This is a genomic window from Mycobacterium sp. 852002-51057_SCH5723018, from assembly GCF_001667035.1.
In the GTDB taxonomy this organism is placed as follows: domain Bacteria; phylum Actinomycetota; class Actinomycetes; order Mycobacteriales; family Mycobacteriaceae; genus Mycobacterium.
Window position 1 is genome coordinate 1 of sequence record NZ_LZIR01000077.1, and the last position, 23,824, is coordinate 23,824.

The 23,824-nt window shown below is 68.3% G+C and carries 22 protein-coding genes, 1 tRNA gene and 1 pseudogene; 12 read left to right on the forward strand and 12 right to left on the reverse strand.

The annotated features are described in order from the left end of the window. A pseudogene (locus A5764_RS30105) lies at window positions 1-349 on the reverse strand (hypothetical protein); the annotation flags it as partial. Between A5764_RS30105 and A5764_RS16420 the strand changes: the two are divergent. Continuing rightward, complete coding sequence (locus A5764_RS16420) at window positions 348-812, forward strand: GatB/YqeY domain-containing protein (RefSeq protein ID WP_067114602.1); 465 nt, start codon at window positions 348-350, stop codon at window positions 810-812. The pseudogene A5764_RS30105 and the gene A5764_RS16420 overlap by 2 nt on opposite strands. Window positions 813-873: 61 nt before the next feature. Here the strand turns inward: A5764_RS16420 and A5764_RS16425 are convergent, their stop codons facing one another. From A5764_RS16425 to A5764_RS16435, 3 genes are all read right to left on the reverse strand, one after another. Then, window positions 874-2,568, reverse strand: coding sequence for a selenocysteine-specific translation elongation factor (locus tag A5764_RS16425; RefSeq protein ID WP_067114574.1), 1,695 nt, complete (start codon window positions 2,566-2,568; stop codon window positions 874-876). Continuing rightward, window positions 2,556-3,836: an L-seryl-tRNA(Sec) selenium transferase gene (gene selA / locus A5764_RS16430; RefSeq protein WP_067114603.1), complete on the reverse strand. Its 1,281-nt coding sequence runs from the start codon at window positions 3,834-3,836 to the stop codon at window positions 2,556-2,558. The genes A5764_RS16425 and selA overlap by 13 nt, the downstream gene beginning before the upstream one ends. 17 nt (window positions 3,837-3,853) lie before the next feature. Beyond that, window positions 3,854-3,948, reverse strand: a tRNA-Sec gene (locus A5764_RS16435). A 27-nt stretch (window positions 3,949-3,975) separates the two neighbouring features. Here A5764_RS16435 and selD point away from each other — a divergent pair. The 10 genes from selD (at window position 3,976) to A5764_RS27630 (ending at window position 15,379) form a co-directional block, all read left to right on the forward strand. After that, complete coding sequence (gene selD / locus A5764_RS16440; RefSeq protein ID WP_067114575.1) at window positions 3,976-4,968, forward strand: selenide, water dikinase SelD; 993 nt, start codon at window positions 3,976-3,978, stop codon at window positions 4,966-4,968. A 38-nt stretch (window positions 4,969-5,006) separates the two neighbouring features. Further along, a complete protein-coding gene (gene fdh / locus A5764_RS16450) occupies window positions 5,007-8,327 on the forward strand; it encodes a formate dehydrogenase (RefSeq protein WP_231989727.1) in 3,321 nt (1,106 codons plus the stop codon). Next, window positions 8,302-9,273: a 4Fe-4S dicluster domain-containing protein gene (locus tag A5764_RS16455; protein ID WP_067114604.1), complete on the forward strand. Its 972-nt coding sequence runs from the start codon at window positions 8,302-8,304 to the stop codon at window positions 9,271-9,273. Before fdh ends, A5764_RS16455 begins: the two co-directional genes overlap by 26 nt. Then, window positions 9,270-10,358: an NrfD/PsrC family molybdoenzyme membrane anchor subunit gene (gene nrfD / locus A5764_RS16460; protein WP_067114578.1), complete on the forward strand. Its 1,089-nt coding sequence runs from the start codon at window positions 9,270-9,272 to the stop codon at window positions 10,356-10,358. Before A5764_RS16455 ends, nrfD begins: the two co-directional genes overlap by 4 nt. Before the next feature lie 116 nt (window positions 10,359-10,474). Then, entirely contained in the window at window positions 10,475-11,461 is a 987-nt protein-coding gene (locus A5764_RS16465) for an LLM class F420-dependent oxidoreductase (RefSeq protein ID WP_067114579.1), read from the forward strand. 175 nt (window positions 11,462-11,636) lie between these two features. Continuing rightward, entirely contained in the window at window positions 11,637-12,575 is a 939-nt protein-coding gene (locus A5764_RS16470; protein WP_067114580.1) for an SRPBCC family protein, read from the forward strand. Further along, window positions 12,572-13,741, forward strand: coding sequence for a zinc-dependent alcohol dehydrogenase (locus A5764_RS16475; protein ID WP_067114581.1), 1,170 nt, complete (start codon window positions 12,572-12,574; stop codon window positions 13,739-13,741). Before A5764_RS16470 ends, A5764_RS16475 begins: the two co-directional genes overlap by 4 nt. A 19-nt stretch (window positions 13,742-13,760) precedes the next feature. Beyond that, window positions 13,761-14,315 (forward strand): type 1 glutamine amidotransferase domain-containing protein, encoded by a 555-nt coding sequence (locus A5764_RS16480; protein ID WP_067114582.1) that lies wholly within the window; start codon window positions 13,761-13,763, stop codon window positions 14,313-14,315. A gap of 111 nt (window positions 14,316-14,426) precedes the next feature. Then, window positions 14,427-15,116: a HemK2/MTQ2 family protein methyltransferase gene (locus tag A5764_RS16485; RefSeq protein ID WP_067114583.1), complete on the forward strand. Its 690-nt coding sequence runs from the start codon at window positions 14,427-14,429 to the stop codon at window positions 15,114-15,116. Further along, window positions 15,113-15,379, forward strand: a complete 267-nt coding sequence (locus A5764_RS27630; RefSeq protein ID WP_082951748.1) for a CDGSH iron-sulfur domain-containing protein — start codon at window positions 15,113-15,115, stop codon at window positions 15,377-15,379. Before A5764_RS16485 ends, A5764_RS27630 begins: the two co-directional genes overlap by 4 nt. Here A5764_RS27630 and A5764_RS16490 read toward each other — a convergent pair. From A5764_RS16490 to A5764_RS16515, 6 genes are read right to left on the reverse strand one after another with little or no spacing between them, the layout of a single operon-like run. Next, on the reverse strand, window positions 15,318-16,346 hold the full coding sequence (locus tag A5764_RS16490) for an iron-containing redox enzyme family protein (RefSeq protein ID WP_067114605.1): 1,029 nt from the start codon (window positions 16,344-16,346) through the stop codon (window positions 15,318-15,320). The two genes, A5764_RS27630 and A5764_RS16490, sit on opposite strands and share 62 nt — an antisense overlap. A gap of 47 nt (window positions 16,347-16,393) precedes the next feature. Beyond that, window positions 16,394-18,610, reverse strand: a complete 2,217-nt coding sequence (locus A5764_RS16495) for a SpoIIE family protein phosphatase (protein ID WP_067114584.1) — start codon at window positions 18,608-18,610, stop codon at window positions 16,394-16,396. Continuing rightward, complete coding sequence (locus A5764_RS16500; protein WP_067114585.1) at window positions 18,607-19,233, reverse strand: SpoIIE family protein phosphatase; 627 nt, start codon at window positions 19,231-19,233, stop codon at window positions 18,607-18,609. The genes A5764_RS16495 and A5764_RS16500 overlap by 4 nt, the downstream gene beginning before the upstream one ends. A 2-nt stretch (window positions 19,234-19,235) precedes the next feature. Then, window positions 19,236-19,646 carry an anti-sigma regulatory factor gene (locus tag A5764_RS16505; protein WP_067114586.1) on the reverse strand — a complete coding sequence of 137 codons (411 nt, stop codon included), beginning with the start codon at window positions 19,644-19,646 and terminating at the stop codon, window positions 19,236-19,238. Continuing rightward, window positions 19,636-20,025 (reverse strand): STAS domain-containing protein, encoded by a 390-nt coding sequence (locus A5764_RS16510; protein WP_067114587.1) that lies wholly within the window; start codon window positions 20,023-20,025, stop codon window positions 19,636-19,638. Before A5764_RS16510 ends, A5764_RS16505 begins: the two co-directional genes overlap by 11 nt. Window positions 20,026-20,047: 22 nt before the next feature. Beyond that, a complete protein-coding gene (locus A5764_RS16515) occupies window positions 20,048-20,941 on the reverse strand; it encodes an STAS domain-containing protein (protein WP_067114588.1) in 894 nt (297 codons plus the stop codon). 182 nt (window positions 20,942-21,123) lie between these two features. Between A5764_RS16515 and A5764_RS16520 the strand changes: the two genes are divergently transcribed. After that, a complete protein-coding gene (locus A5764_RS16520; protein ID WP_231989728.1) occupies window positions 21,124-21,492 on the forward strand; it encodes an STAS domain-containing protein in 369 nt (122 codons plus the stop codon). Window positions 21,493-21,498: 6 nt separating this feature from the next. Here the strand turns inward: A5764_RS16520 and A5764_RS16525 are convergent, their stop codons facing one another. Both A5764_RS16525 and A5764_RS16530 read right to left on the reverse strand, forming a co-directional pair. After that, window positions 21,499-22,509, reverse strand: coding sequence for a hypothetical protein (locus tag A5764_RS16525; RefSeq protein WP_067114590.1), 1,011 nt, complete (start codon window positions 22,507-22,509; stop codon window positions 21,499-21,501). Then, on the reverse strand, window positions 22,506-23,822 hold the full coding sequence (locus A5764_RS16530; RefSeq protein WP_067114591.1) for a peroxidase: 1,317 nt from the start codon (window positions 23,820-23,822) through the stop codon (window positions 22,506-22,508). The genes A5764_RS16525 and A5764_RS16530 overlap by 4 nt, the downstream gene beginning before the upstream one ends. Window positions 23,823-23,824 lie beyond the last annotated feature (2 nt).

Below are 23,824 nucleotides of genomic sequence, written 5' to 3' on the forward strand. Positions count from 1 at the left end.
GGCCATAGCCCGGCGGGGGGCCGTAGCCCGGCGGGGGGCCGTACCCCGGCGGGCCGTATCCAGGGGGGCCGTAGTACCCGGCCGGCGGCACGCCGCAGCCCGGCGGCGCGCCGTAGCCCGGCGGCGCGCCGTAGCCGGACGGCGGGTATCCGGCCGGCGCGTGCCCACCGGGCGGTGGAAGAGCCGGATAGCCAGGCGGCGGCGCGTTCACCGTGCGCAGCGGCCTTCGAAACGGCCTACAAAACCGGCTCTGTGGCCGGGCCGGTCGTTTGTCATGGGCTCCATCCTGTCGGCGGTCCGGGCATTTCTCAATCATGGCCGTGGTGGTGGCGCGTAGCGTCTCGGTCATGGCGGAACTCAAATCCCGGCTCCGGACGGACCTGACCCAGGCGATGAAGACCCAGGATAAATTGCGGACCGCGACCCTGCGCATGTTGCTGGCCGCTATCCAGACCGAGGAGGTCTCGGGCAAGCAGGCCCGCGAGCTCTCCGACGACGAGGTCATCAAGGTACTGGCGCGAGAATCGCGCAAGCGCGGCGAGTCGGCCGAGATCTACACGCAGAACGGCCGCGGTGAGCTCGCCGCCAACGAGCACGCCGAGGCACGCATCATCGACGAGTACCTGCCCACGCCGCTGACCGAGGCCGAGCTGGCCGACGTCGCCGACACCGCCATCGCGCAGGTCGCCGAGGAAATTGGAGAGCGGCCGGGCATGAAGCAGATGGGCCTGGTGATGAAGGCCGCCACGGCGATCGCGGCCGGAAAGGCCGACGGTGCGCGGCTGTCCGCGGCGGTCAAAGAACGGTTGTAGGACACGCCCGTAACGGGCATCCGAAACCGACTCTGACGCAACGGTTTCCGTGGCCGAGTGATCAGAGCACTATCCGGGTGCCGTCACCGCCCCGCCTGGTGACGCGCCGGGCGTCGAGCTGTTCCAGCAACGGCACGGCGACCCGCCGGGTGGTGCCCAGCGCGCGTTTCGCTTCGCTGACCGTGAAGGGCTGCCGCAGCGTCTTGAGAACGTCGGCCGCGCGATCCAAGGCGTCGGCCCCGAGCACGACGCCGTCGGCGACCCGGGTAAGCCGCCCGGCGCGCACCGCGGCCGCCAGCTCGCGGGCGCCGAGCTTGAGCTCGGCCAGTTCGTCGGCCTCCGGTGCGCGAAACGGTTCGGCGGCCAGCCACCGCTCCACCGTGCGCACCGCGCTGTCCACGCGGGGCGGCAGGTTCGCGCCGGGCGGCCGGACCACCCCGTCGACCACCTCGAGGCCGGTGCCCTCGAGCAGCTTGGGCACCAGCTCGGCGGCCGGCAGCCCGACCCGCTGCCGCAGCGTCTCCAGCGGCATCCCCGCCGCGATGTCGTGATCGGCGGCCCAGCGCCGCACCGTGGCCGTCGCGCACTCGCGCCGCGCGGCCCACCACTGCGGGTCCACTACCCAATCGCCCACCCGCTGACCGGACGGCGGCAAGCCCATCGCGCGCAGCTCGTCGGCCCGCGCGCAGTAGGGCGGCCGAGCGCGGCCGGTCGCCAGCTCCGCGGCACGGGCGCGCGCCGCGCCGCGGCGGCGCAGCCCCGGCGGCCGCACGTCGAGCACCTCGAGCCCGGCCGCGATCCGATGCTCCCCCGGATCGCGCAGCAACCCGAGGTCCCCGACCCGCAACGGCAACGGCCGATCCAGGCGCAGCCGTGCCGCATCCGCGCCCAGCCGGCGCACCTGCACCGGCACCGCGGCGGACCCGATGTGCAGCACCAGCTGGCGGTGCAGCTTGTCCGCCGACCGCAGCGCGACGTCGATCTCCGCCGTGTCCCGCCACGCGCCCGGGGTCCGCACGGTGTCCCCACGACCGATCTGCTGGCGGTCCACGCCCCGCAGGTTCAGCGCCACTCTGGCTACGGGGCCCACCGCGTCCTCAGGGCGGCCCAACGACTGCAGGCCGCGGACCGTCACCCTCCGCCCGGCGTGTTCGAGTTCGTCGCCCACCCGGATGGTGCCGGCGGCCAGCGTCCCGGTCACCACCGTGCCCGCGCCCCGCACGGTGAAGGAGCGGTCCACCCACAGCCGCACGTCGGCGTCGCGGTCGGGTACCGGCAGCCGGTCGGTCAGCGCCACCAGCTCCGCGCGCACGCGCTCCAGGTCGGTGCCCAGCGCGACGGGCGCGCCGGCGAGGGACGTGGTCGCGAACCGTTCGCGCGCCTGCGCGATCGCCGGGCCGGGATCGGCGAGGTCGGCCTTGCTGATCACCAGCAGCGCGTGACGTACCCCCAGCGCGTCCAGGGCCGCGAGGTGCTCCTCGGACTGCGGCATCCAACCCTCGGTGGCGGCCACGACGAACACAACGGCCGGGACCGCCCCAACGCCGGCCAGCATGTTTGCCACGAACCGCTCGTGGCCCGGCACGTCGACGAACGCGACCTCACGGCCGCCGACCTCGGTCCAGGCGAAGCCGAGGTCGATGGTCAGGCCCCGGCGCTGCTCCTCGGCCAGCCGGTCCGGCCACATGCCGGTGAGCCGGTGCAGCAGGGTGGACTTGCCGTGGTCGACGTGGCCCGCGGTGGCTATGACGAACACGCGCGCACCGCGGCAACCAGCAGCTCGTCGTCCTCCGGCGCGACGGTACGCAGGTCCAGCAGGCAGCGGCCGGTCTCGATCCGGCCGACCACCGGCGGGCTGCCGCTGCGCAGCGCGGCGGCATAAAACTCCGGCAGGCTCACCGCGGCGCTGGGCAGCTCGACGCCCGGCGCGCCACCACCGCCGACGGCCGCCCCGCAGTCCACCGCTTCCGCGTCGGGCAACTGGGCGGCGAGCCGCTCGGCGCGGGCGCGCAGCTGCGCGGCGTCGGCCACCAGCGCCTGGGCCACCGGAGGCGGCGGACCGGTCAGGGTCGCCTCCAGCGCGGCGAGGGTGAGCTTGTCGACCCGCAGCGCGCGCGCCGCCGGATGCCGGCGCAGCCGCTCGATGAGCTCGGCGTCGCCGAACAGCAGACCTGCCTGGGGACCGCCGAGCAGCTTGTCACCGCTCGCGGTCACCAGGTCCGCGCCGTCCCGCAGCATGGAGGTGGCGTCGGGTTCGTCCGCCAGCACCGGATGCGGGGCCAGCAGCCCGGACCCGATGTCGACGACCAGCGGCGCGTTCAGGTCGGCCAGCTCCGCGACGCTTACCGCCGAGGTGAACCCGGTGACGTGGAAGTTCGACGGGTGGACCTTCAGCACGAAGCCGGTCTCCGGTCCGATCGCCTTGGCGTAGTCGCGCAGGTTGGTGCGGTTGGTGGTGCCGACTTCGCGCAGCCGAGAACCGGTGGACGCCAGCAGCTCGGGAATGCGGAAGCCGTCGCCGATTTCCACCAGCTCGCCCCGGCTGAGCACGATCTCCTTGCCGGGAGCCAACGCCAGGGCGGTCAGCAGTAGGGCGGCGGCGTTGTTGTTGACCACGTGCACGCCGCCGGCGCTGGGCACCGCGCGGGCCAGCGCGGCCAGCGCGCCGCGGCCACGGCGAGCGCGCCGGCCCGTCGCCAGGTCGAACTCGACATCCGTCGTTCCGGCGGCGGCGACCACGGCGTCGAGCGCGGCCCGAGACAGCGGCGCCCGGCCCAGGTTGGTGTGCACCACCACGCCGGTGGCGTTGATGACGGGCCGCAGACTGGACGCGGTGGCCGGCAGCGCGGCGACGGCGTGCTCGGCGACGCGGTCCGGCTCGATTTCTCCCGCGCGCGCCCGCTGCTGGGCCTCGGCTATCACCGACTTCACCAGCGCGCGGCCCAGCACCCGCTCGGCCGCGGCCAGCCGGGGATCGGCGAGCAGCGTGTCGGTGCCGGGCACCCGTCGGCGGGCGTCGCTCATCTCAGGCCCCAAGAGGATGGCGGAGGCGGACGGGAATCGAACCCGCCAACGGCAGCATCTGCCGCTCGACGGTTTTGAAGACCGCGCCGGTCACCAGACCGGACACACCTCCCGGGGACCATGCCGACATTATGGACGCGTGCCCTACCGACTCACTCAGTACGCCCACGGCGGCGGCTGCGCCTGCAAGATCCCGCCCGGCGAGCTCGAGGAGGTGGTGCGCGGGTTGACGGCAACCGCGCCGCGCGACCCGCTCGGCGATTTGCTTGTCGGCCTGGCCAGCGGCGACGACGCTGCGGTGGTGCGCATCGCGGGCGGCACCGCGCTGGTCGTGACGACGGACTTCTTCACCCCGGTCGTCGACGACGCGTACGACTGGGGCCGGATCGCGGCCACCAACGCGCTGTCCGACGTCTACGCGATGGGCGGGCGTCCCGTGGTCGCGGTGAATCTGCTGGGTTGGCCGCGGGATGTGCTGCCGTTCGAGCTGGCGGCCGAGACGCTGCGGGGCGGGCTGGACGTCTGCGGTCTGGCCGGCTGCCATCTCGCCGGCGGGCACAGCGTCGACGATCCGGAACCCAAATACGGGCTGGCCGTGACCGGGATCGCAGATCCAAACCGGTTGTTGCGCAACGACTCAGGGAAACCCGGCACGCCGCTGTCGCTGACCAAGCCACTCGGCATCGGCGTGCTGAACAGCAGACACAAGGCCACCGGAGAGCGCTTCAGTCAGGCGATCGACGCGATGACCATGCTGAATGCCGAGGCGGCCGCCGCGGCGCTGGCCGCCAGGGTCGAATGCGCCACCGACGTCACCGGTTTCGGCCTGCTGGGACACCTGCACAAGCTGGCGCGGGCCAGCGGCGTCACGGCGGTGATCGACTCGGCCGCGGTGCCCTACCTGGACGGGGCGCGCGAGGCGCTGGCCGCCGGCTACGTCAGCGGCGGCACGCGCCGCAACCTGGACTGGGTCGCCCCGCACGCCGACCTGTCGGCGGTCGGCGAGGACGACGCGCTCCTGCTCGCCGACGCGCAGACCTCCGGCGGACTGCTGATCGCCGGTGAGATTCCGGGCGCGCCCGTCATCGGCGAGCTGGTTCCTCGCGGCGAGTACACGATCGTGGTGCGCTGAGCCGAAGCGGCATCGGCGTGAAGCACTAGGGTAAGGGCATGGCACTCCCCAAGATCTTCCTGGAATGGCCCGTCCTGCGTCAGCTGCGCTCGGAGGACAAGCTCGGCCGCGGGTCGGCCGTGACCTCCAGGCACACCCGCGCCATTGCGCCGCGCACCACCACGGCCGACCGGGTCGTGCAAAGCGTGTGCCCTTACTGTGCTGTCGGCTGCGGGCAGCGGGTGTACGTCAAGGACGAGCGGGTGGTTCAGATCGAGGGCGACCCCGACTCGCCGATCTCGCGAGGACGACTGTGCCCCAAGGGTTCTGCCAGCGAGCAGCTGGTCAATTCGCCCGGCCGGCAGCTGCAGGTGCTCTACCGCGCGCCCCGGGCCACCGAATGGGAGCCCCTCGAGTTGGACACCGCCATCGACATGATCGCCGACCGGTTCGTGGAATCGCGCCGCCACACCTGGCAGGACATCGACAAGAAGGGTCACCCGCTGCGCCGCACCATGGGTATCGCCGCGCTCGGCGGTGCGACGCTGGACAACGAAGAGAACTATCTCATCAAGAAGCTCTTCACCGCCGCGGGCGCTATCCAGATCGAGAACCAAGCCCGTATTTGACACTCCGCCACGGTTCCCGGTCTGGGAGCCTCCTTCGGGCGCGGCGGCGCCACCCAATCACTGCAGGACATGGCCAACGCCGATTGCATCGTCATCCAGGGCTCCAACATGGCCGAGTGCCACCCGGTCGGTTTCCAGTGGGTCGAGGAGGCCAGGGCTCGCGGTGCCCGGGTGATCCACGTCGACCCCCGCTTCACCCGCACGTCGGCCGTATCGGACAAGCACATTCCGATCCGGGCCGGCTCGGACGTCGTCCTGCTCGGGGCGCTGATCAACCACATCCTCACCAATGACCTGTGGTTCTCCGAATACGTCGTCGCCTACACCAACGCCGCCACCCTCATCAACGAAAACTTCAGGGACACCGAGGATCTCGGTGGCCTGTTCTCCGGCTTCGACCCCGAAACCGGGCAATATGACACGTCGACGTGGGCGTACGACGAACAAGATAACGGCCAGATAGAGTCCGCCGGCGGCCGCCACACGCACGGCGCCACCGCCTCGCCGAGCGCGGCGGGTGACGAACACGGCAGCGGTGGCCCACCGCTGGCCCACGCCCGGGTGAAGCGCGACGAAACCCTTCAGCACCCGCGAACGGTATTCCAGATCCTCAAGCGCCATTACGCCCGCTACACGCCGAAGATGGTCACCGACGTCTGCGGCATCAGCCGCGCCGATTTCGACTACCTGGCCCGCTCCATCGTGGAGAACTCCGGGCGCGAGCGCACCACCTGCTTCGCGTACGCCGTCGGCTGGACACAGCACACCCTGGGTGCCCAATTCATCCGCACCGCAACGATTTTGCAGCTCTTGTTGGGCAACGTGGGCCGGCCGGGCGGCGGCATCATGGCGCTGCGCGGCCATGCCACCATCCAGGGCTCCACCGACATCCCGACGCTGTTCAACCTGCTTCCGGGCTACCTGCCGATGCCCAAGGCCGGCATGCACGACACCCTGGCCGACTACCTCGACGCGGTCGGGTCGAAGAAGCAGAAGGGCTTCTGGGCCAACGCCGACGCCTACACCGTCAGCCTGCTCAAGGCGTGGTGGGGCGACGCGGCCACGGAAGACAACGACTGGGCCTACGACTACCTGCCGCGGCTGTCCGGCCCGCACAGCACCTACGAGACCGTGATGAGCATGCTGGCCGAGGAGGTGGAGGGCTACTTCCTGCTGGGCCAGAATCCCGCGGTCGGTTCGGCGCACGGCCGGATGCAGCGCCTTGGCATGGCCCACCTCAAGTGGCTGGTGGTCCGCGATCTCAACCTCATCGAGTCGGCCACCTGGTGGAAGGACGGCCCGGAGATCGCGTCGGGTGAATTGAAGACCGAGGACATCGAAACCGAGGTGTTCTTCCTGCCCGCGGCCAGCCACGTCGAGAAGGCGGGATCGTTCACCCAGACGCAGCGGCTGGTGCAGTGGCGGCACAAGGCCGTCGACCCGCCCGGTCAGTGCCAGAGCGAATTGGCCTTCTTCTACGAGCTGGGAAGGCGGATCAGGCAGCGGCTGGCCGACTCGACCGACGAGCGCGACCGGCCCTTGCTGGACCTGACGTGGGACTACCCCACCGACGAAAACGGCGACCCCGACGGCGAAGCGGTGCTGGCTGAGGTCAACGGGTGCCAGCTCACCGGGCCCGGCGCGGGCGAGGCCCTATCGTCGTACACCGAGTTGCGCGCCGATGGTTCGACCGCCGCCGGTTGCTGGATCTACACCGGGGTTTACGCCCACGCCACCAATCAGGCCGCGCGCCGCGTTCCGCACGGCGGTGAGTCCCCGAGCCAACTGGAGTGGGGCTGGGCGTGGCCCGCCGACCGGCGGATCCTTTACAACCGGGCCTCGGCCGACCCCGACGGCAAGCCGTGGAGCGAGCGTAAGCGCTACATCTGGTGGGACGACGATCAGCGCCGATGGGTCGGGCACGACGTGCCCGACTTCGTGGCCGACCGCGCGCCGGGTAGCCACCCCGATCCCGATCTCGGCGGGCCGGACGCGCTGGCCGGCGACGACCCGTTCATCATGCAGGCCGACGGCAAGGGCTGGCTGTTCGCGCCGAAGGGATTGGTCGACGGGCCGTTGCCCACGCACTACGAACCGCAGGAATCCCCGGTCGCCAACGCGCTGTATCCTCAGCAGCGCAACCCCGCGCGAATCGTCTTTCCGCGCAAGGACAATCTGAGCGCGCCCAGCGCCGGGGAACCCGGAGCCGACGTTTATCCCTATGTCTTCACCACCTATCGGCTCACCGAGCACCACACCGCGGGCGGGATGAGCCGATGGCTGCCCTACCTGTCGGAACTGCAACCGGAGATGTTCTGCGAGGTGTCCCCGGAATTGGCCGCCGAACGCGGCCTCGAGCCCTACGGGTGGGCGACGATCATCTCGCCCCGCGCGGCGATCGAGGCCCGGGTGTTGGTCACCAAACGCCTTGCCCCCCTTGTCATCAACGGCCACACGGTGCACCAGATCGGGTTGCCGTATCACTGGGGCGTCGGCGGCGACGCGGTGGTGAGCGGGGACGCCGCCAACGACCTGCTCGGCGTGACCCTGGATCCCAACGTGCAGATCCAGGAGTCGAAGGCCGGGTCCTGCGACATCCGCCCGGGGCGCCGGCCGCAGGGCGAGGAACTGCTTCGGCTGGTCGCCGAGTATCAGTCTCGCTCGGGCGCCACAAGCGAGACCGGCAATCTGCGAGTTGGCGCCGAAGCCTGGGAAGGGGGAGCCGATGGGCCAGCTGACCGGGCCGACTGACCCGACCACCGACGCCGGTTGGGCAGAACCCAAGCCGCGCAAGGGGTTCTTCACCGACACTTCGATCTGCATCGGGTGCAAGGCCTGCGAGGTGGCCTGCAAGGAATGGAACCGCAACCCGCGCGACGGCGAGCTGGAACTGTTGGGTTCGTCCTACGACAACACCGGCGCGCTGGGAGCCAGCACCTGGCGGCACGTGGCGTTCATCGAGCAGGGCCGCGACCGCATCGAGGAGGCGCGCGAATCCGGCCGCGCCCTAATCGATCTGGGCATGCCCGCCCTCCCCGGCCGCACTGAAAGCCCAGACCTCACGCCGCCGGACACCCCGGAGTTCCGCTGGCTGATGTCGTCAGATGTGTGCAAGCACTGCACGCACGCCGGCTGCCTGGACGTCTGCCCGACGGGTGCGTTGTTCCGCACCGAATTCGGCACCGTCGTCGTGCAGGACGACGTCTGCAACGGATGCGGAACGTGCGTGGCCGGTTGCCCGTTCGGCGTGATCGAGCGTCGCAGCGAAGGCACGTATGCGACGCCGGCGCAACAACCGGATCGTCCGGCCGAAAAGCCCGTCACCGGTGTGGCCCAAAAGTGCACCCTGTGCTACGACCGTCTCGTCGATGACCAGATACCGGCGTGCGCCCAGACCTGCCCGACGACGTCGATCAAGTTCGGTGACCACGACGACTTGGTGGTCAAGGCGCGGGAAAGGGTCGCCCAGCTGCACGCCCAGGGTCTGAGCGAGGCCCGCCTCTACGGCGCCAACGAGCACGACGGCGTGGGTGGCATCGGGTCGATCTTCCTGTTGCTCGACGAGCCGGAGGTCTACGGCCTGCCGCCCGACCCGCGCGTGTGCACGGCTGATCTGCCCCAGATGTTCAAGCGCGCCGGTGTGGCCGCGGCGGGCATGGTTGCCGCGGCGGCGCTGGCCTTCTGGAGGTCCCGGTGAGCACTTCCGAATACGACAGCCTGCGCCCGCCGGAACCCGCGGGCGGCAGGCGTGGCGGCAAGCGGCAACGCAGGGGTCGCGGCGGCGGTGGCGACGGTTCGCGCGAGATGCCGATGGTGCCCGAGGCCGAGTTCACCTCGTACTACGGGCGGCCGGTGGTCAAGCCCGCGCCGTGGGGTCACGAGATCGGGGCGTACCTGTTCCTGGGTGGCGTCGCCGGCGGCTCGGGCCTGCTGGCGGCGGGCGCCCAGCTCACCGGCCGCGCGAAGCTGCGCCGCAACACCCGGTTGACCGCCCTGGCGGCGGTGCTGCTGAGCCTCGTCGCGTTGGTCAAGGACCTGGGCCGGCCCGAGCGTTTCCTGAACATGTTGCGCACGTTCAAGCTGACCTCGCCGATGAACCTCGGCTCGTGGATACTGAGCTCCTTCAGCGCCGGGATAGGGGTGGCCGCGGTCGCCGAGGTCGACCGCTTGACCGGGGAGCGGCTGCCGTTGGGGCCGCTGCGTCCGGTGTTGCGCAGCATGGAAGGACCGGCCGGCCTGGGGGCGGCGGTCCTCGGACCGCCGCTGGCGGTCTACACCGCGGTGCTGCTCGGCGATACCGCGACCCCCACGTGGAACGCCGCCCACGAGGACCTGCCCTTCGTGTTCGTCAGTTCGGCCACCCTGGCCGCCTCGGGGTTGGCGATGGTCACCACCCCGGTGGCCGAGGCCGGCCCCGCCCGGAAGTTGGCCGTCCTCGGCGTGCTCGGTGACCTGGTGGCGACCAAGCTCATGGAACGCCGGATGGACCCGGTGGCCACCGAGCCGCTCCACCACGGCAACCCGGGGCGGATGCTGCGCTTGAGTGAACGACTGGTGATGGCCGGCGGACTGGGGACGTTGATCGGTGGCCGCAACCGCGGCGTCGCAGTGGTGTCCGGCCTGGCCCTGGCGACGGCGTCGGCGCTGACCCGGTTCGCCGTGTTCGAGGCGGGCCTGGAATCGGCGCGGCATCCCCGCTACACGATCGAGCCGCAGAAACGCAGGCTGGCGGCGCGGCGGGCGGCCGGCGTCACCGGCGACTCGATCACCACCGCGGGCTGAGGAATCTTTCGCTGCCGGCCGTTCGCGAGCGCGCCGCACGTCACGCCACGGCGGATAATTGCTCGATTTTCCGCCCTGGCGTTACGCCCGCCAGCCAAGCGGGTAGACGGGTTGACATGACGAATTTTGGCTACACTCTGATGACCGAGCAGAGTGGACCCAAAGACCTTGTGCGATACGCGATTTCAGCCGAGGAGAGCGGGTTCGACTTCGAGGTGTGCAGCGACCACTTCTCGCCGTGGCTGACGTCGCAAGGGCACGCGCCCAACGCCTGGACGGTGTTGGGCGCGGTGGCGCACGCCACCGAACGGGTGGACCTTTACACCTATGTGACGTGTCCGACCATGCGGTATCACCCCGCGATCGTCGCGCAGCAGGCCGCCACCGTGCAGATCCTGTCCGATGGCCGGTTCACGCTCGGTTTGGGCAGCGGTGAAAACCTCAACGAACACGTCGTCGGCAAGGGCTGGCCGACCGTCGAGCGCCGGCACGACATGCTGCGCGAGGCGATCAAGATCATCCGAGAGCTGTTCGGCGGCCACTTGGTGAACTGGCGCGGCGACTACTTCCAGGTGGACTCGGCGCGCTTGTGGGATGTGCCCGACGTCCCCGTCGGCATCGCGGTCGCCATGGGCGGCCCCAAGGCCGTCGAGCGGTTCGCGAAGCTGGCCGACCACCTGGTGGCCGTGGAGCCCGACGGCGAACTCGTCCGCGAGTGGCACGCCGCACGCCAGGCCGCCAACCTGGCCGGCGGCGGACGCGTGGTGGGCCAGATACCGGTGTGCTGGGATCCCGACCGCGACGCCGCCGTCCAGCGCGCCCACGACCAGTTCCGCTGGTTCGCCGGTGGCTGGAAGGTCAATGCCGACCTGCCGACGCCGGCCGGCTTCGCCGGCGCCACCCAATTCGTGCGGCCCGAGGACGTCGCGGAGAGCATCCCCTGCGGCCCTGACCTAGACGCGATCGTCGACGCCGTGCGGGCCTACTGGGAAGCCGGGTTCACCGATATCGCGCTCGTCCAGATCGGCGGAGCGTCGCAGGAGCTCTTCCTCAAAGAGGCCGCTCAGCCTTTGCTCGATGCGCTGCGTAGCGCGTCCAGCTGATCGGACGTTTGGACGCTGCCTGCCGGGGTATCCGAGTGCCATAGTGGGCTTCGGGCTACCACTGGCGGTTTGATGGACCAACAAAGACCGCGGACAGGGCGAACGGGCGGCCTGCAAGTTATTGCGCGACAGTAGGTTTGCGCTGGCCTTGTTCTGCGGCGCAGGAGAGTCGACGATGAATGATCCATCTAGCAACGCCACGGCGCCTTTGGTGAGGGCGCTTGCGGGCGCCAGCTTCGGACTGGGTCTCGCCGAGTTGGTGGCCCCCGGCAAGGTTGCTGCGGTGGCTGGAGTGGAGGACACGCGGCTCTCGCGCCGGGTCATCCGAGCGTTGGGGGCGCGCGAATGCGGGCACGGCGCGGCCTTGTTGGGCGGGTCGGACAAGCTGGTCTGGACGAGGGTTGCCGGCGACGCCCTGGACGTGGCGCTGCTGGGCGCCGGGGTGGCCGCCCGCGGCCCGGGGCGGCGCCGCCGGGGCGCGATCACGGGCCTGGTCCTGGGTGGGATCGGTGCCGCCGACCTCTATGCCGCGGTGCGCAGCACCGGCAACGGCGGCGGGCGACACGCCAACACCATGCACCACCGCACCCTGCGCGCGGCGGTCACGGTGCGGCGCCCGGTCGAGGACGTGTACGGCTTCTGGCGCGATCTGGAGAACCTGCCCAGCTTCATGTACCACCTGCAGTCGGTCACCGCCGACGCCGACGGTCGTTCGCATTGGGTGGCCAACGCGCCGATCGGCCAGCCGGTGCACTGGGACGCGCAGATCACCGAAGACCAGCCCAACAAGCGGATCGCGTGGCAGTCGCTGCCCGGTTCGTCGATCCAGAACGGGGGCAGCGTCGAATTCACGCCCGCCGCCAACGGTGACGGGACCGAGGTCCGGGTCCAGATCGGCTACCAGATGCCGGGCGGCGTCCTGGGCAAGGCCGCCGCGACCCTGTTCGGCGAATCACCCGAGCAGCAAGTCAACGACGACCTTCGGCGCTTCAAGCAAATCATCGAAACGGGTCAGGTGGTCCGCTCGGACGGCTCTCCGGAAGGAACCGTCGCCGGTCGGCAGATGCATCAGCGGCCCGCGCAACCGAACACGCGCGAAGGAGCCGGGGCATGAAGGCCACCGTTTGGTCGGGCCGCAACAGCGTTGAGGTGCAGTCGGTTCCGGACCCGAAAATCCTCAACGACCGCGATGCGATCGTGCGCGTCACCTCGACCGCGATCTGCGGCTCGGACCTGCACCTCTACGACGGCTATATCCCCACGGTCAAGCGCGGCGACGTGCTCGGCCACGAGTTCATGGGTGAGGTCGTCGAGGTCGGCAAGGAGGTGAACAACCTCGCCGTCGGTGACCGGGTGGTGGTGCCCTTCCCGATCGCCTGCGGGGCCTGCTCGGCCTGCGAGCGGGAGCTGTTCTCCCTGTGCGAGAACTCGAACCCGAACGCCGGCATCGCGGAGAAGTTCATGGGCCATTCCCCGGCAGGCCTGTTCGGCTATTCGCACATGCTGGGTGGTTTCGCCGGAGGCCAAGCCGAATACGCGCGGGTGCCGTTCGCCGACGTGGGACCCTTGAAGATCGACGACGACCTGACCGACGATCAGGTGTTGTTCCTGTCGGACATCCTGCCGACCGGCTACATGGGTGCAGAGATGTGCGACATCCAGCCGGGCCAGGTGGTGGCGGTGTGGGGCGCCGGCCCGGTCGGCCTCTTCGCGATCATGAGCGCGTTTTTGCTGGGCGCATCGAAAGTCGTTGCCATCGACCGGGTCCCGTATCGCCTGGAGCTGGCCGAGAAGATCGGCGCGATACCGGTCAACTTCGCCGAAACGTCGGTGCTCGAGGAGCTGCAGGACATCACCGCCGGGCGCGGACCGGATCATTGCATCGACGCGGTCGGCATGGAGGCCCGCAACAGTTTCACTCCCGTGGATGCCTACGATCGCGTCAAGCAGGCGATGAGACTGGAAACCGAACGGCCGCACGCACTTCGGGAGGCGGCCCTGAGTTGCCGCAACGGCGGCACCCTGTCCATCGTCGGGGTGTACGGCGGGCTGATGGACAAGTTCCCCATCGGCGCGGTCATGAATCGGTCGCTGACCATCAAGACCGGCCAATGCCACGTGCAGCGTTACATGCGTCCGCTGCTGGACCGGATTCGCCGCGGTGACATCGACCCGACCATCGTCATCAGCCACCATCTGCGGCTCGACGAGGCGCCGCACGGGTATGAGATTTTCAAACACAAGCAGGACGGCTGCACAAAGGTTGTCATGAACCCTTAACCCAGAAGGGAGTACCGCGATGTCAAATGAATTGCAAGGCACAAAGATTGCCATCCTGGCGGCTGACGGCGTGGAGAAGGTGGAACTCGAGCAACCGCGCGAGGCCCTCCAGCAAGCGGGCGCCCAGGTCGAGGTGCTGTCGCTGAAGTCCGGCGAAATCCAGGCCCGTAACCATGATCTCGAGCCGGCTGGGTCTTTCGACGTCGACCGCAAGGTTTCCGACGCGTCGGTAGGCGAGTTCGACGGCCTGGTGCTTCCCGGCGGCACGGTGAACCCGGACAAGCTGCGTCTCGACGGTTCGGCCGTTTCGTTCGTACGCGACTTCGTCGTATCCGGAAAGCCCGTCGCCGCAATCTGTCACGGTCCCTGGACGCTGGTGGAGGCCGGGGTCGCGGTGGGACGAACACTGACCTCGTATCCGAGCATCCGCACGGACCTGCGAAACGCGGGCGCACATGTGGTGGACGAAGAGGTGGTCGTCGACGGCAATCTGATCACCAGTCGCTCACCGTCGGACCTCCCGGCGTTTTGCGAAGCGCTCGTCAAGCAATTGGCGCACGCCACTACGGGATAGCCACCGCACACCGAAAAGCTGCTCGGTTTTAACGCGCCGGTTTGCGGGCATTACACAGGCCAGGCCGTGGATTGCCACGGCGATCCTTTAAGGGCTTACGAAAGGCCGACGTTGACAACCACCTATCCCGAACCCACCATCTCGGTGAGGCACAATGTGTATCAGCCGCAGGAAGATTCCCGGTTGCTTGTGGACGCGATGCACAACACCGCGCTGATACCGGGACGACGGGTTCTCGACCTCTGCACGGGTAGCGGATTCGTTGCCATGGCGGCGGCCGAGATGGGCTGTTCCAGCGTCACCGCGTTCGACATCTGCCCGCAAGCGGTGCGATGCGCCCGCACCAACGCGGCGCTGGCCGGAGTACCGGTCGACGTCCGCGAAGGCTCGTGGATGGATGCGGTCGACTGCGCGCCGTTCGACGTCGTTGTGGCCAATCCCCCTTATGTCCCAACCCCACCGCGCGACGACTCGGCACTCATCGGCCCTGGCGCCGGCCCGTCGTGGGCCTGGAACGCCGGCTCCGACGGACGCCTGATCCTGGACCCGCTGTGCGATGCGGCCCCGAAGCTGCTGTGCGACGGGGGATCCCTGCTGCTCGTGCACTCGGCGATCGCTGGCGTCCAACAATCGCTGGATCGCCTGAAATGGGCCGGGATGGAAGGCGAAGTCATTGCGTCCATGTGGATTCGGTTCGGTCCCGTCATGTCGGCGCGGGCACGGTGGCTGGAGGAGACCGGCCGGATCCCGCCCGGACGCCGGGAAGAGGAACTCGTCGTGATCCGGGCCGAAAAGCCATGACGACCACTCGGGTGCAGGTGGTGCCCAACGGGCCCGTGCTGGTCTCCGGACCGGTTCGCATCGAGATGCCCGGCGGTGACGTCGTCGAGTCGGATCGGTTCATGGTGGCCATCTGCACCTGTCGGCGGAGCCAGGACTATCCGTTGTGCGACACCAGCCATCGACGGTGCCGGACGATGAAGAAGGATCTGCGCCGGATGTCTAATCCAGCTGATCGAGCGGCCTACGCAACGACGTCCGATCCTGCTTCCACGACTCCATAATCCTGTCCGCCAAGCGGTTTTCGACCGCGGCATGCGCGCGGATCCCGAACACGACGTCGGCGCCGAGTTGGGGCTCGCGGGCGACGAGATCACCGACGACGTCGAGGCGCACCACCTGTTCGTGCACCGCGTCGGCTTCGACGTGCTCGCTGTAGAACTCGATGCACGCGGCCGGCGCCTGCATCCGTTCCAGCGCCTGGACCATCCGCCGCGATCCCGGTGGCGAGGTGATCTCCGTCGAGGCGAAGTGCCCGATCGCGGCGCCCCGCAGCGATCGGTGCAGCCCGAACAGCGACATGAGGTTCACCGCCGCCAACGACTCGGCGGGGACGGCGTCGAGGTAGGCGAGATACGTCGAATTCAGGCCCGCCGCCGCCAGGAGATCGGCGAAGAGCTGCTGGTGCAGGCGCGGCCCCTGACCGGCGCCGTACTCGTCGAACTCGATGGCCACGAAGGCCGCTTTGGCGGTACCCATCAGCCGGGGAATCGCCCATGCGTGCGGATCCCCCTCCTTGAGGTGATACACCGATCGGTGCACGAAGTACTCGCGCATCTGCTGCCAGCTCCCGGTGTCCCGCAGGAAGTACGACGGGCCGGTGCCGTCGGCGGGTTCGTGGCAAATGGCGTCCATCTCGGCCGCCGCCGTCTGGTCGGGTTCGATGGGACCGACGTCGCGCCGCACACCCGCCAAAAAGACCCGCTCCAGCTCGCCGCGCAACTGCAGCAGCGCGGGATTCCACTCCCAGCTGGGATCCACACCGGCAAAGCCGCGATAGTGCAGCTCATAGCACATCGACAACGCCAGCTGGAGATCCAGGCCGTAGGGGTCGGAGTCCCGCACCGACGCGCCGATGCGGGCGAGGTGGTCACGCGAGGGCGGGCCGGCTAACGCATGACGGACCGCCGTCGACAGCGGTCCGTGCGCCGCCGGCAGGGCGGGTTCGGCCGTGATGGATGCGCGGGTCACGCCGATGACTACCCGCCAATCGGGCTCCGCAAACGGGGCTTTCGGCGTCACTGTCCTTGTTCCGGTAGGCCGAAGGTGATGTCGAGGGTCGTGCCGGTGGGGCTGCTGTCCACTTGCATTGCCTCGCTGAGCGTCCGCATCAGCACCAGCCCGCGACCGCTGTTGCCAGGGTTGGCGGCCGGCGTCTTCCACGAACCGGAGTCGGTGATCCGAGCCTGGAGCTTGCCGTCAACAATTTTGGCTTCCAGCAGCATCGTCCCGACGCCGTGCCCGCGGTATGCGTGCTCGACGCAGTTGGTGCACGCTTCGTTGACGACGAGCACGATGTCGCCGGCCAGCGCATCCGGGACGTCGACCGAACGTAGCCACGCGGCCAACCGGTGCCGGACGTCGACCAATTGGTCTGCGGTGGCTGCGCTTTCGATGCGGAAGTGTTTCGGCTGGTGCCGGTAGACCACCATCGCGACATCGTCGTCATACCCCGATGCCGGGGCGAGTGCGCTCACCACCGCGGCCGGAACGGCGTCCAGTGGCAACCGCATCGTGTCGACCAAAATGTCTGCGGCGCGGGCGATTCCAATGTCGATCGATTCGTGTTTCCGCTCGACGAGGCCGTCGGTATACAGCATCAGCGCCGATCCTGGCGGAAGCACGCGGGAGGCTTGCGGGCGCGGTTCGTCCCGGCGGACCGCGAGCGGCACCGACGCCGCGTCGGTCAGCACGCTCGTCCTCGCGGGCGCCGGCCCGGCCAGCATCGCGGGCATATGGCCGGCGTTGCTGTAGTGCAAGACACCGGATTCGGTGTCCAGGATCGCCAGGAAGACGGTGGTGCAGTACGCATCCGGAATCAGCGACGCCGCCGAGTCGAGTTGCTCGAGCAACAGCGCCGGCTGGGCGCCCGTGATCATCAGCGCGCGCGCCGAACTGCGCAGCTGGCCCATGATCGCGGCCGCCGGCAGGCCACGACCCACGCAGTCGCCGACGACGATGCCGATGCGGTGATCGTCGATCGGCAACACGTCATACCAATCGCCCCCGATCTCCAGCGGCGGGACCGCGGGTTCGTAGCGGACGGCAAAACCCGGTGGCGGCTGCACCGAGGGCAGCATCGCGCGTTGCAGGGTCAGCGATGTCTCCCGGGCACTCTCGAACTGACGCACATGCTGCATCGCCAGGCTGAGGTGCCCGATCAGAACCGTGACCAAAAGCCGGTCCTCGGCGCTGACCCAGCGAGGTTTGCGAAGCTCCAGCAACAGCGCGAGGTCTCCGGACCCGGAAAGCACCGCGACCAATCCCTGTGCCTTACCGGGGTTTTCGGGACGCTCGACCGTCTTGGCAGTCAGCGGCAGCTGATGACGCGCGTCCTGGAAGGTATCCCGCAACCAGGGATCCATTCTGCGCCAGGACGGTTCGACGGGCTCCCCGGCGATCTGGACGGTCGGATCGCCCCCGCCGCTGGGCCATGACACCGCGATCACCCGCTGGACGTCGATCGCGGTCCGGCACTCCTCCAGGGTGATCGACAACAGCTCGGCGACGGTCTTGGCCACCGCGACGGCCGTCGCCAGGCGCAGGACCGCGCTTTCCCGGGCCGCAAAAGCCCGTTCGGCGGTGATGTCTCGAATCGTCCCCACATAGACGGCCCGGTCGCTGTCGGTCTCCTTGACCGCGTTGATGCTCACCATCACCCAGGAGAGGTGGCCGTCGCGGTGCCGAATCGGCGTTTCGTACTCGGCGCTGCCAATGCTTCGCACCAGCGATTGTTGTTCGCGCGAAGTCTTTTGGTCGACCAGCCACGGGTGCGGCCACCGGTAGGGCAGACCGTCGGCGGGGTAGCCGAGGATCTCGATGAAGGCATCGTTCACCTCGATCACCGAGCCTTCGTGATCGGCCACGAAGAAACCCTCCTGCAGCGAATTCACCAGGGCCGAACGGAATTTGTCGCGGTCGGCCAGCCCCTCGGCACGGGCCCGTTGTTCCTCGTAGCGCCTGGTGCCGTCGAGAAATCCGCGCGTCGCCACGTCAAGCGGCGCCAGCGTCTGCAACAGGAATTCGAGCGCGTTCGGTCTATCGGATGGATAGTCCTCGGCCAGCTCGTGGACCAGGTGGAAATGCTGCTCGACGATATCGAGCATGCTGATCTGATCCTGCAGGGCGCGGCGCCCAAGCTCATGGCCGACCGCCAGCGTGTCCTCGTCTCGCGCCTGCAGGTAGGCGCGCAAAGCGACGGTGTATCGGACCCGAAAATCGTCGCTGGCGCTCATGTCGTGACTCCCCGGTGGCGGGCCGCCAATACCATCGCATCGTCGGTTTCCTTGGCGTCCTTACCGAGGACTTCTTCGGCGATGACGACGGCTGGGGCAGCGAAGTCGATGTGGTCCAGGTAATCCTCGGAGATTCCGTCGGTGCTTATCACGAGCAGGTCACCAGGTCGGATCGAAACTACCTGCGCCGGTTTGATTTCCGGTATGCGGTAGCCGACGATGCCCGCGGTCAGGCGTGCACTGGATCGGACGTTAGGACCGGTCGGGGCCTTGGTCACCAGATCGGCGGTGACGTTGCCGACGCCCGCCCACGTCAGCGTGCCCGCGGCAAAATCCACCCGCGCCAAGGTCATTGCGACTCCTCTGGTGCCGGCCAGCACGCGGTGGCAGAGCTGGATCAAAACTTCGAGCCGCTCAGAACTGGCGTGTTTGACCACATCGACGGCGCGCAGCGCAGCTTCTGCGGCGGCCGGACCATGGCCGAGGCCGTCCACCACGCCGAAAAGGGCGGCCTCACCGTCGATGTCGACCGCCATGCCGCGATCGCCGGAGGTGAACTCGCTGGGCAGAGGGCGACCCGCCCTTGCCCACTCGATCGGCCCCAGCCGGCCATGTTCATGCATGGTTACGCACGGGCCGGAACCCATTTCCACATTTCGACGACCGTTCCGCGGCCCAGAGCCGAGTCGACGACCAGCCGGTCCATCAGGCGGCGGGCACCGGGCAATCCCATCCCCAGCCCCCGACCGGTCGAGTACCCGTCTTCCATCGCGCGCTCGACGTCGGCGATGCCGGGGCCTTCGTCCTCGGCGCGTACCACCAGGGCCTTGCGGCCCTCTCGCTCAGCCACCGTGACGCGGACGGCGCCGCGACCCGCGTAGCTGGTGATGTTGCGCGCGACTTCCGAGATCGCCGTGGCGATCATCGTGACGTCGGTCAGCGAGAACCCGAGGTCGAGTGCGAGCTGATGTCCGGCTTTGCGTGCGGCGACGATGTCGTCGGGGTTATCGATATCGATGACGATGTCACCCGCCACCGTCGCGCCCGATCGTCGATTTCCCAACTCCCGGTTGACGATTCAACAGCGCAAGGCCCTCTTCGAGGTCCAGCGCGGTGTTCATGTCGTCGAACGCCAAACCGAGTTGGACCATCGCGAAGGCCACCTCTGGTTGCAGACCCACGATCACCGTGTCCGCGCCGCGCAACCGCGTCATGTGGGCGATGGTTCGCAGCGATCGGGCGGCGAACGAATCCATCACATCGATGGCGGTCACGTCGACGATGATCCCCTGCGCGCGGAACCGGCTGACCCGATCCATGAGGTCGTACCGCAGCCGTTCGGCGTCGGAGTCGGTCAGCGCGGCCTGCACCGAAGCGATCAGAATCGCGCCCTGTTTCAGGATGGGGACTGGCATACCGTGCTCGTGTTAGTCGTGCTCACCCGGTCAGCTCGCCGGTGCGCGTGACCTCGTAGCCCAGCAGGCGTTCGGCTTCCTCGATGCCGCCCTGCAGGTCGCCGACGGCGTTCATCTTCGACAGGTCCAGCCCGATGGTCACCAGCGTCAGCGCGATCTCGGAGGACAGGCCGGTGATGATCACGCTGGCACCCATCAGCCCCGACGCGTCGACCGTCTGCACCAGGTGGTTGGCCACCGTGGAGTCGATCGTGGGCACACCCGTGATGTCGATGACGACCACCTTCGCGCGGTTCGCGCGGATGGCCCGCAGCAGCTGCTCGGTGACCTGGCGGGCGCGCTGACTGTCGAGCACGCCGATGATCGGCAGGATCAGCAGCTGCTCGCGCACCTGCAGTACCGGCGTCGAGAGCTCTCGGATGGCTTCCTGCTGCTGGCGGATGATGCGCTCGCGTTCCTGTACGAAGCTCACGCCCACGGTGTTGGCGATGCGGTTGGCCGCCGGCTCGTAGGCGTCGAGCACCCGATTGAGCATCTCGAATTCGGTCTGGTACTTCTCGAACAGCGAGCGCGCCAGCACGTCGCGCAGGAGCAGCACGATGCCGAGCACCTCGTCGGTCTCCACGCCTCGCGGGATGATTCGTTCCGACAGGTCGCGCGCGTAGGCCTGCAGCGCCTCGACGCTACCGGTTTCGAGCACCTCCACGTAGTTGTCGTAGACGGCGGTCGCTTCCGAGAAGAGCTCCTCGGGGGTCATCGCGGTGAGCAGTTCGGCCTCGGTGATTCTTCGGGCCCACTCCTCGCGCAGGACCGTCCGATTCTGTCGAAGGTGCTGGACGAGCTGCGGCAGCAGGCCCTCGCTGACCGTCTGCGCGGCGACGCTGGTGGTTCCGAAATCCGACGGCGAATCTGACATCTGGCCTCCCATGTGCCGCGTCGCGCTCCGCAGTGCGCAGCGCCCACCGGGGCCACGCGCAATGCCTATGGGGAGACTAGCCTGGGTTATCGCGGCGCAGGTGTCTAGGGCTTATTCTTCTTCCAGTTCGCACGGCAGGTTAGGCTTGCACCACACTTGAGGCCTGGGACGAAGGATCGCCATTGTCAGCTCCTGATTCGATCACCACGTTGGTGGAAGACCACGATGGGGTCTCTGTGGTCAGCGTCAGCGGCGAAATCGATCTGGTCACCGCTCCGGCCCTCGAACAAGCCATCGGCACGGTGGTCGCCGAAGGCCCGACGGCGCTGGTCATCGACCTGTCCGCGGTGGAGTTCCTCGGCTCGGTCGGCCTGAAGATCCTCGCCGCGACCTACGAGAAACTCGGCAACTCCACCGAGTTCGGTGTTGTGGCGCGCGGTCCGGCGACTCGCCGGCCGATTCACCTGACTGGTCTGGACAAGACGTTCCCGCTGTACCCGACCCTGGACGACGCCTTGACGGCCGTGCGCGACGGCAATTTGAACCACTGACACAACTCATCTCATCAGCGCAAGGTTTCGCCAGAAGCTGACCAGGCTATCGGTGCCGCCGAATAGCGTTGTGAAGTTTGTGGAGTCGACCAGCACGACGTCTCCGGCCCGTTGCGCGTCGGGTGGCATCCAGATCAATGCATTGAATTCGGTGTTGCCCGCCTCCGTGAACGGATGCGGCCGCGTCGGATCCACCCGCTGCCGGCCCAGCACCCGCAGGTGGTCGCCCTCCGGTGCGGTCAGTTCGTAGTGCGGCAGATGCGGGTGGAAGTTGAACGTGGTGACGTTGTCCAGCAGTCCGGGCGCGTCCAGGTCCGGAAAACCGTTCAGCGGGGCGATGCGGTTGGTGCCCTCGATGACGGCCGGCCTCAGGCCCCATTTGTTGAGGACGGGAATGCCGAGCGCCGTCATCAGGGAACGCGTGTATTGGCTGAAGCGCTGCTGGCGCGGGACCAGCGGGTCGCCGTGGTGTAGGTACTCGACCTGGCGTTGGTTTGGGTCGTCGGTAAGGCCGACGTCGTGGTGTGGGGCCAACAGTAGGCACGTGCCCTCTCGCTGCAGCCAGCACTGGATCGCGGAGACCTCCTCGGGATGTGCCTCTTCCTGTGCGAGCACGTGATCGAGTCCGAACACCATGAGGGTGTCGGTGTCGGCCAGCACCCGCTCGTCGAGCGGTAGGTGGTAGCCGGCTTGGTCGATGCGTTGGAACACTGCGACCGGGTGACCGGTCACCTCTCCGGCAAGTTCTTGGAAGTGCAATGTCGAGCGGTGGAACAACTCCAGCGTTCCGGCGATGCCTTGCAAGAAGTGCGCCTCGTCCCACTCCGCTGCCTCGTAGTTCGGCCAAGCCACCCTGCGGACCTCGGTCATTGTGGAGAATCGATTGTCCAATGCGGCGGGATCGCGTTGGGCTTCCCAGGGGTAGCTCCAGGTCCAGTAGATGCTGATACGGCGACCGCCCGCCGTCTGTTTGCGCGCAACGTGCGTCTGGTTGTAGGTGCGTGCCGCTGCGCTCATGGTGTCCTCGCAAGATACCTGAGGCCGTTCATGCCGGGAAGGAAGAAGTAGGCGCCGCCGGTGAGCGTGGTGAAGGCGGGCAACCCCTTGAGAACCTTGCGGATCGGGCGCTTGGGGATCTTGTATTCCAATGTGCCGTCCTGTGTTCCGCAGATCGGATCACGCTCGTTGCCCAGCTCGTGGAAGGTTCGGTCGTTGATCCACACGTTTTGGGCGAACTCGAATTGACGGACCAGGCTGGCGCAGATGATGAATGCCGCGATGCCCCGATCCGCGCCGTCGTCCTCGGCCCCCGCAGGTAAGGCGTCGCCGTAGGTCGCCCCGCGCCGGATCATCCGGCGACGGTTCATGTTGACCGTCGTGTCGCGCGGATTCAGCCGGCGGATGTGGGAGCCCAGCGGCACGGCATACCCGAATGGGTCCATCTCTTTGTAGTTGAAGGCGTTGTTGCGCATGGGGTCTGCGCCCAGTTGCGGGTTGTCGCGATCGGGCGCGAGGACCAGCGGTGCTCCGCTTCGCCACCGGCCCATCAGTTTCGCGGCCATCAGGTCTTGCCCCTCCGGCGTGTCCGCATGCTGTTGCAGGTAGCTGCGGAAGAGGCCGACATGCTCCCGCAGCCGCCGATACGCCATATAGCTGCCGTTGCGTGACAACTCCTCGGGCTGAGGCAATTTCGGGATGACGCCTTCCTCGTCAAGGTAGCCGAGGATGAACTCCCCGGGTTTCAGCGGTCCGCCGGAACCGGGTGTCGACTCCTCTCCGGTTCCCTCGATCACCGGTTGTGACAATCGGTCCCGGAATCCGAAATGGTCGTGGGCGTAGTCGAAGGGTGGCGTCGCGTTGAGATCGAGATAGGACAACACCCGCACGCCGGGACATCGGGCGACCAGGTCGGCGTGCACCGCGGTGCAACGCTGGTGCTCGGCGTCGTTGCGGGCGAACAGGATTGCGATCGCGTGCAGTGCATCATCGGCCAACCCGCCCACCCAATTGTCGGGGGAATTCGATCCGGTGTCACCCAGGATGTCGGCGCGCGCGGCCATCCCCTCGCGAAACTCATCCGGGAAGGTGGCCAGATGGTCTTCCGAAACGCCAAGCGCCCGAAGGCCGTTCCAGGTGAAGGCGAGCGTGATCCATCGATCCTGGCTATTCATCGTCTTTGTGGCGTCGGCGCCCGACTGGACCTTGTCCACCAGCTCACCGAGCCATGCCCGTCCACCCGCCGGGTCGCCGAACGACAGGAATTCGTACCGACCGGTAATCGCTGGTGTGCGTGTCACCAGGATGTGCTGGATGTTGTCAAGGTCAAGCATCT

Bases quoted from the DNA above. Each gene is read 5' to 3' on its own strand.
- A5764_RS16480 (WP_067114582.1), top strand. From the start codon at position 13,761: ATGTCAAATGAATTGCAAGGCACAAAGATTGCCATCCTGGCGGCTGAC.
- A5764_RS27630 (WP_082951748.1), top strand. From the start codon at position 15,113: ATGACGACCACTCGGGTGCAGGTGGTGCCCAACGGGCCCGTGCTGGTC.
- A5764_RS16465 (WP_067114579.1), top strand. From the start codon at position 10,475: ATGACGAATTTTGGCTACACTCTGATGACCGAGCAGAGTGGACCCAAA.
- A5764_RS16515 (WP_067114588.1), bottom strand. From the start codon at position 20,941: ATGTCAGATTCGCCGTCGGATTTCGGAACCACCAGCGTCGCCGCGCAG.
- A5764_RS16475 (WP_067114581.1), top strand. From the start codon at position 12,572: ATGAAGGCCACCGTTTGGTCGGGCCGCAACAGCGTTGAGGTGCAGTCG.
- A5764_RS16420 (WP_067114602.1), top strand. From the start codon at position 348: ATGGCGGAACTCAAATCCCGGCTCCGGACGGACCTGACCCAGGCGATG.
- selA (WP_067114603.1), bottom strand. From the start codon at position 3,836: ATGAGCGACGCCCGCCGACGGGTGCCCGGCACCGACACGCTGCTCGCC.
- A5764_RS16525 (WP_067114590.1), bottom strand. From the start codon at position 22,509: ATGAGCGCAGCGGCACGCACCTACAACCAGACGCACGTTGCGCGCAAA.
- A5764_RS16470 (WP_067114580.1), top strand. From the start codon at position 11,637: ATGAATGATCCATCTAGCAACGCCACGGCGCCTTTGGTGAGGGCGCTT.
- A5764_RS16455 (WP_067114604.1), top strand. From the start codon at position 8,302: ATGGGCCAGCTGACCGGGCCGACTGACCCGACCACCGACGCCGGTTGG.
- A5764_RS16510 (WP_067114587.1), bottom strand. From the start codon at position 20,025: ATGCCAGTCCCCATCCTGAAACAGGGCGCGATTCTGATCGCTTCGGTG.
- A5764_RS16530 (WP_067114591.1), bottom strand. From the start codon at position 23,822: ATGCTTGACCTTGACAACATCCAGCACATCCTGGTGACACGCACACCA.
- A5764_RS16495 (WP_067114584.1), bottom strand. From the start codon at position 18,610: ATGAGCGCCAGCGACGATTTTCGGGTCCGATACACCGTCGCTTTGCGC.
- A5764_RS16500 (WP_067114585.1), bottom strand. From the start codon at position 19,233: ATGCATGAACATGGCCGGCTGGGGCCGATCGAGTGGGCAAGGGCGGGT.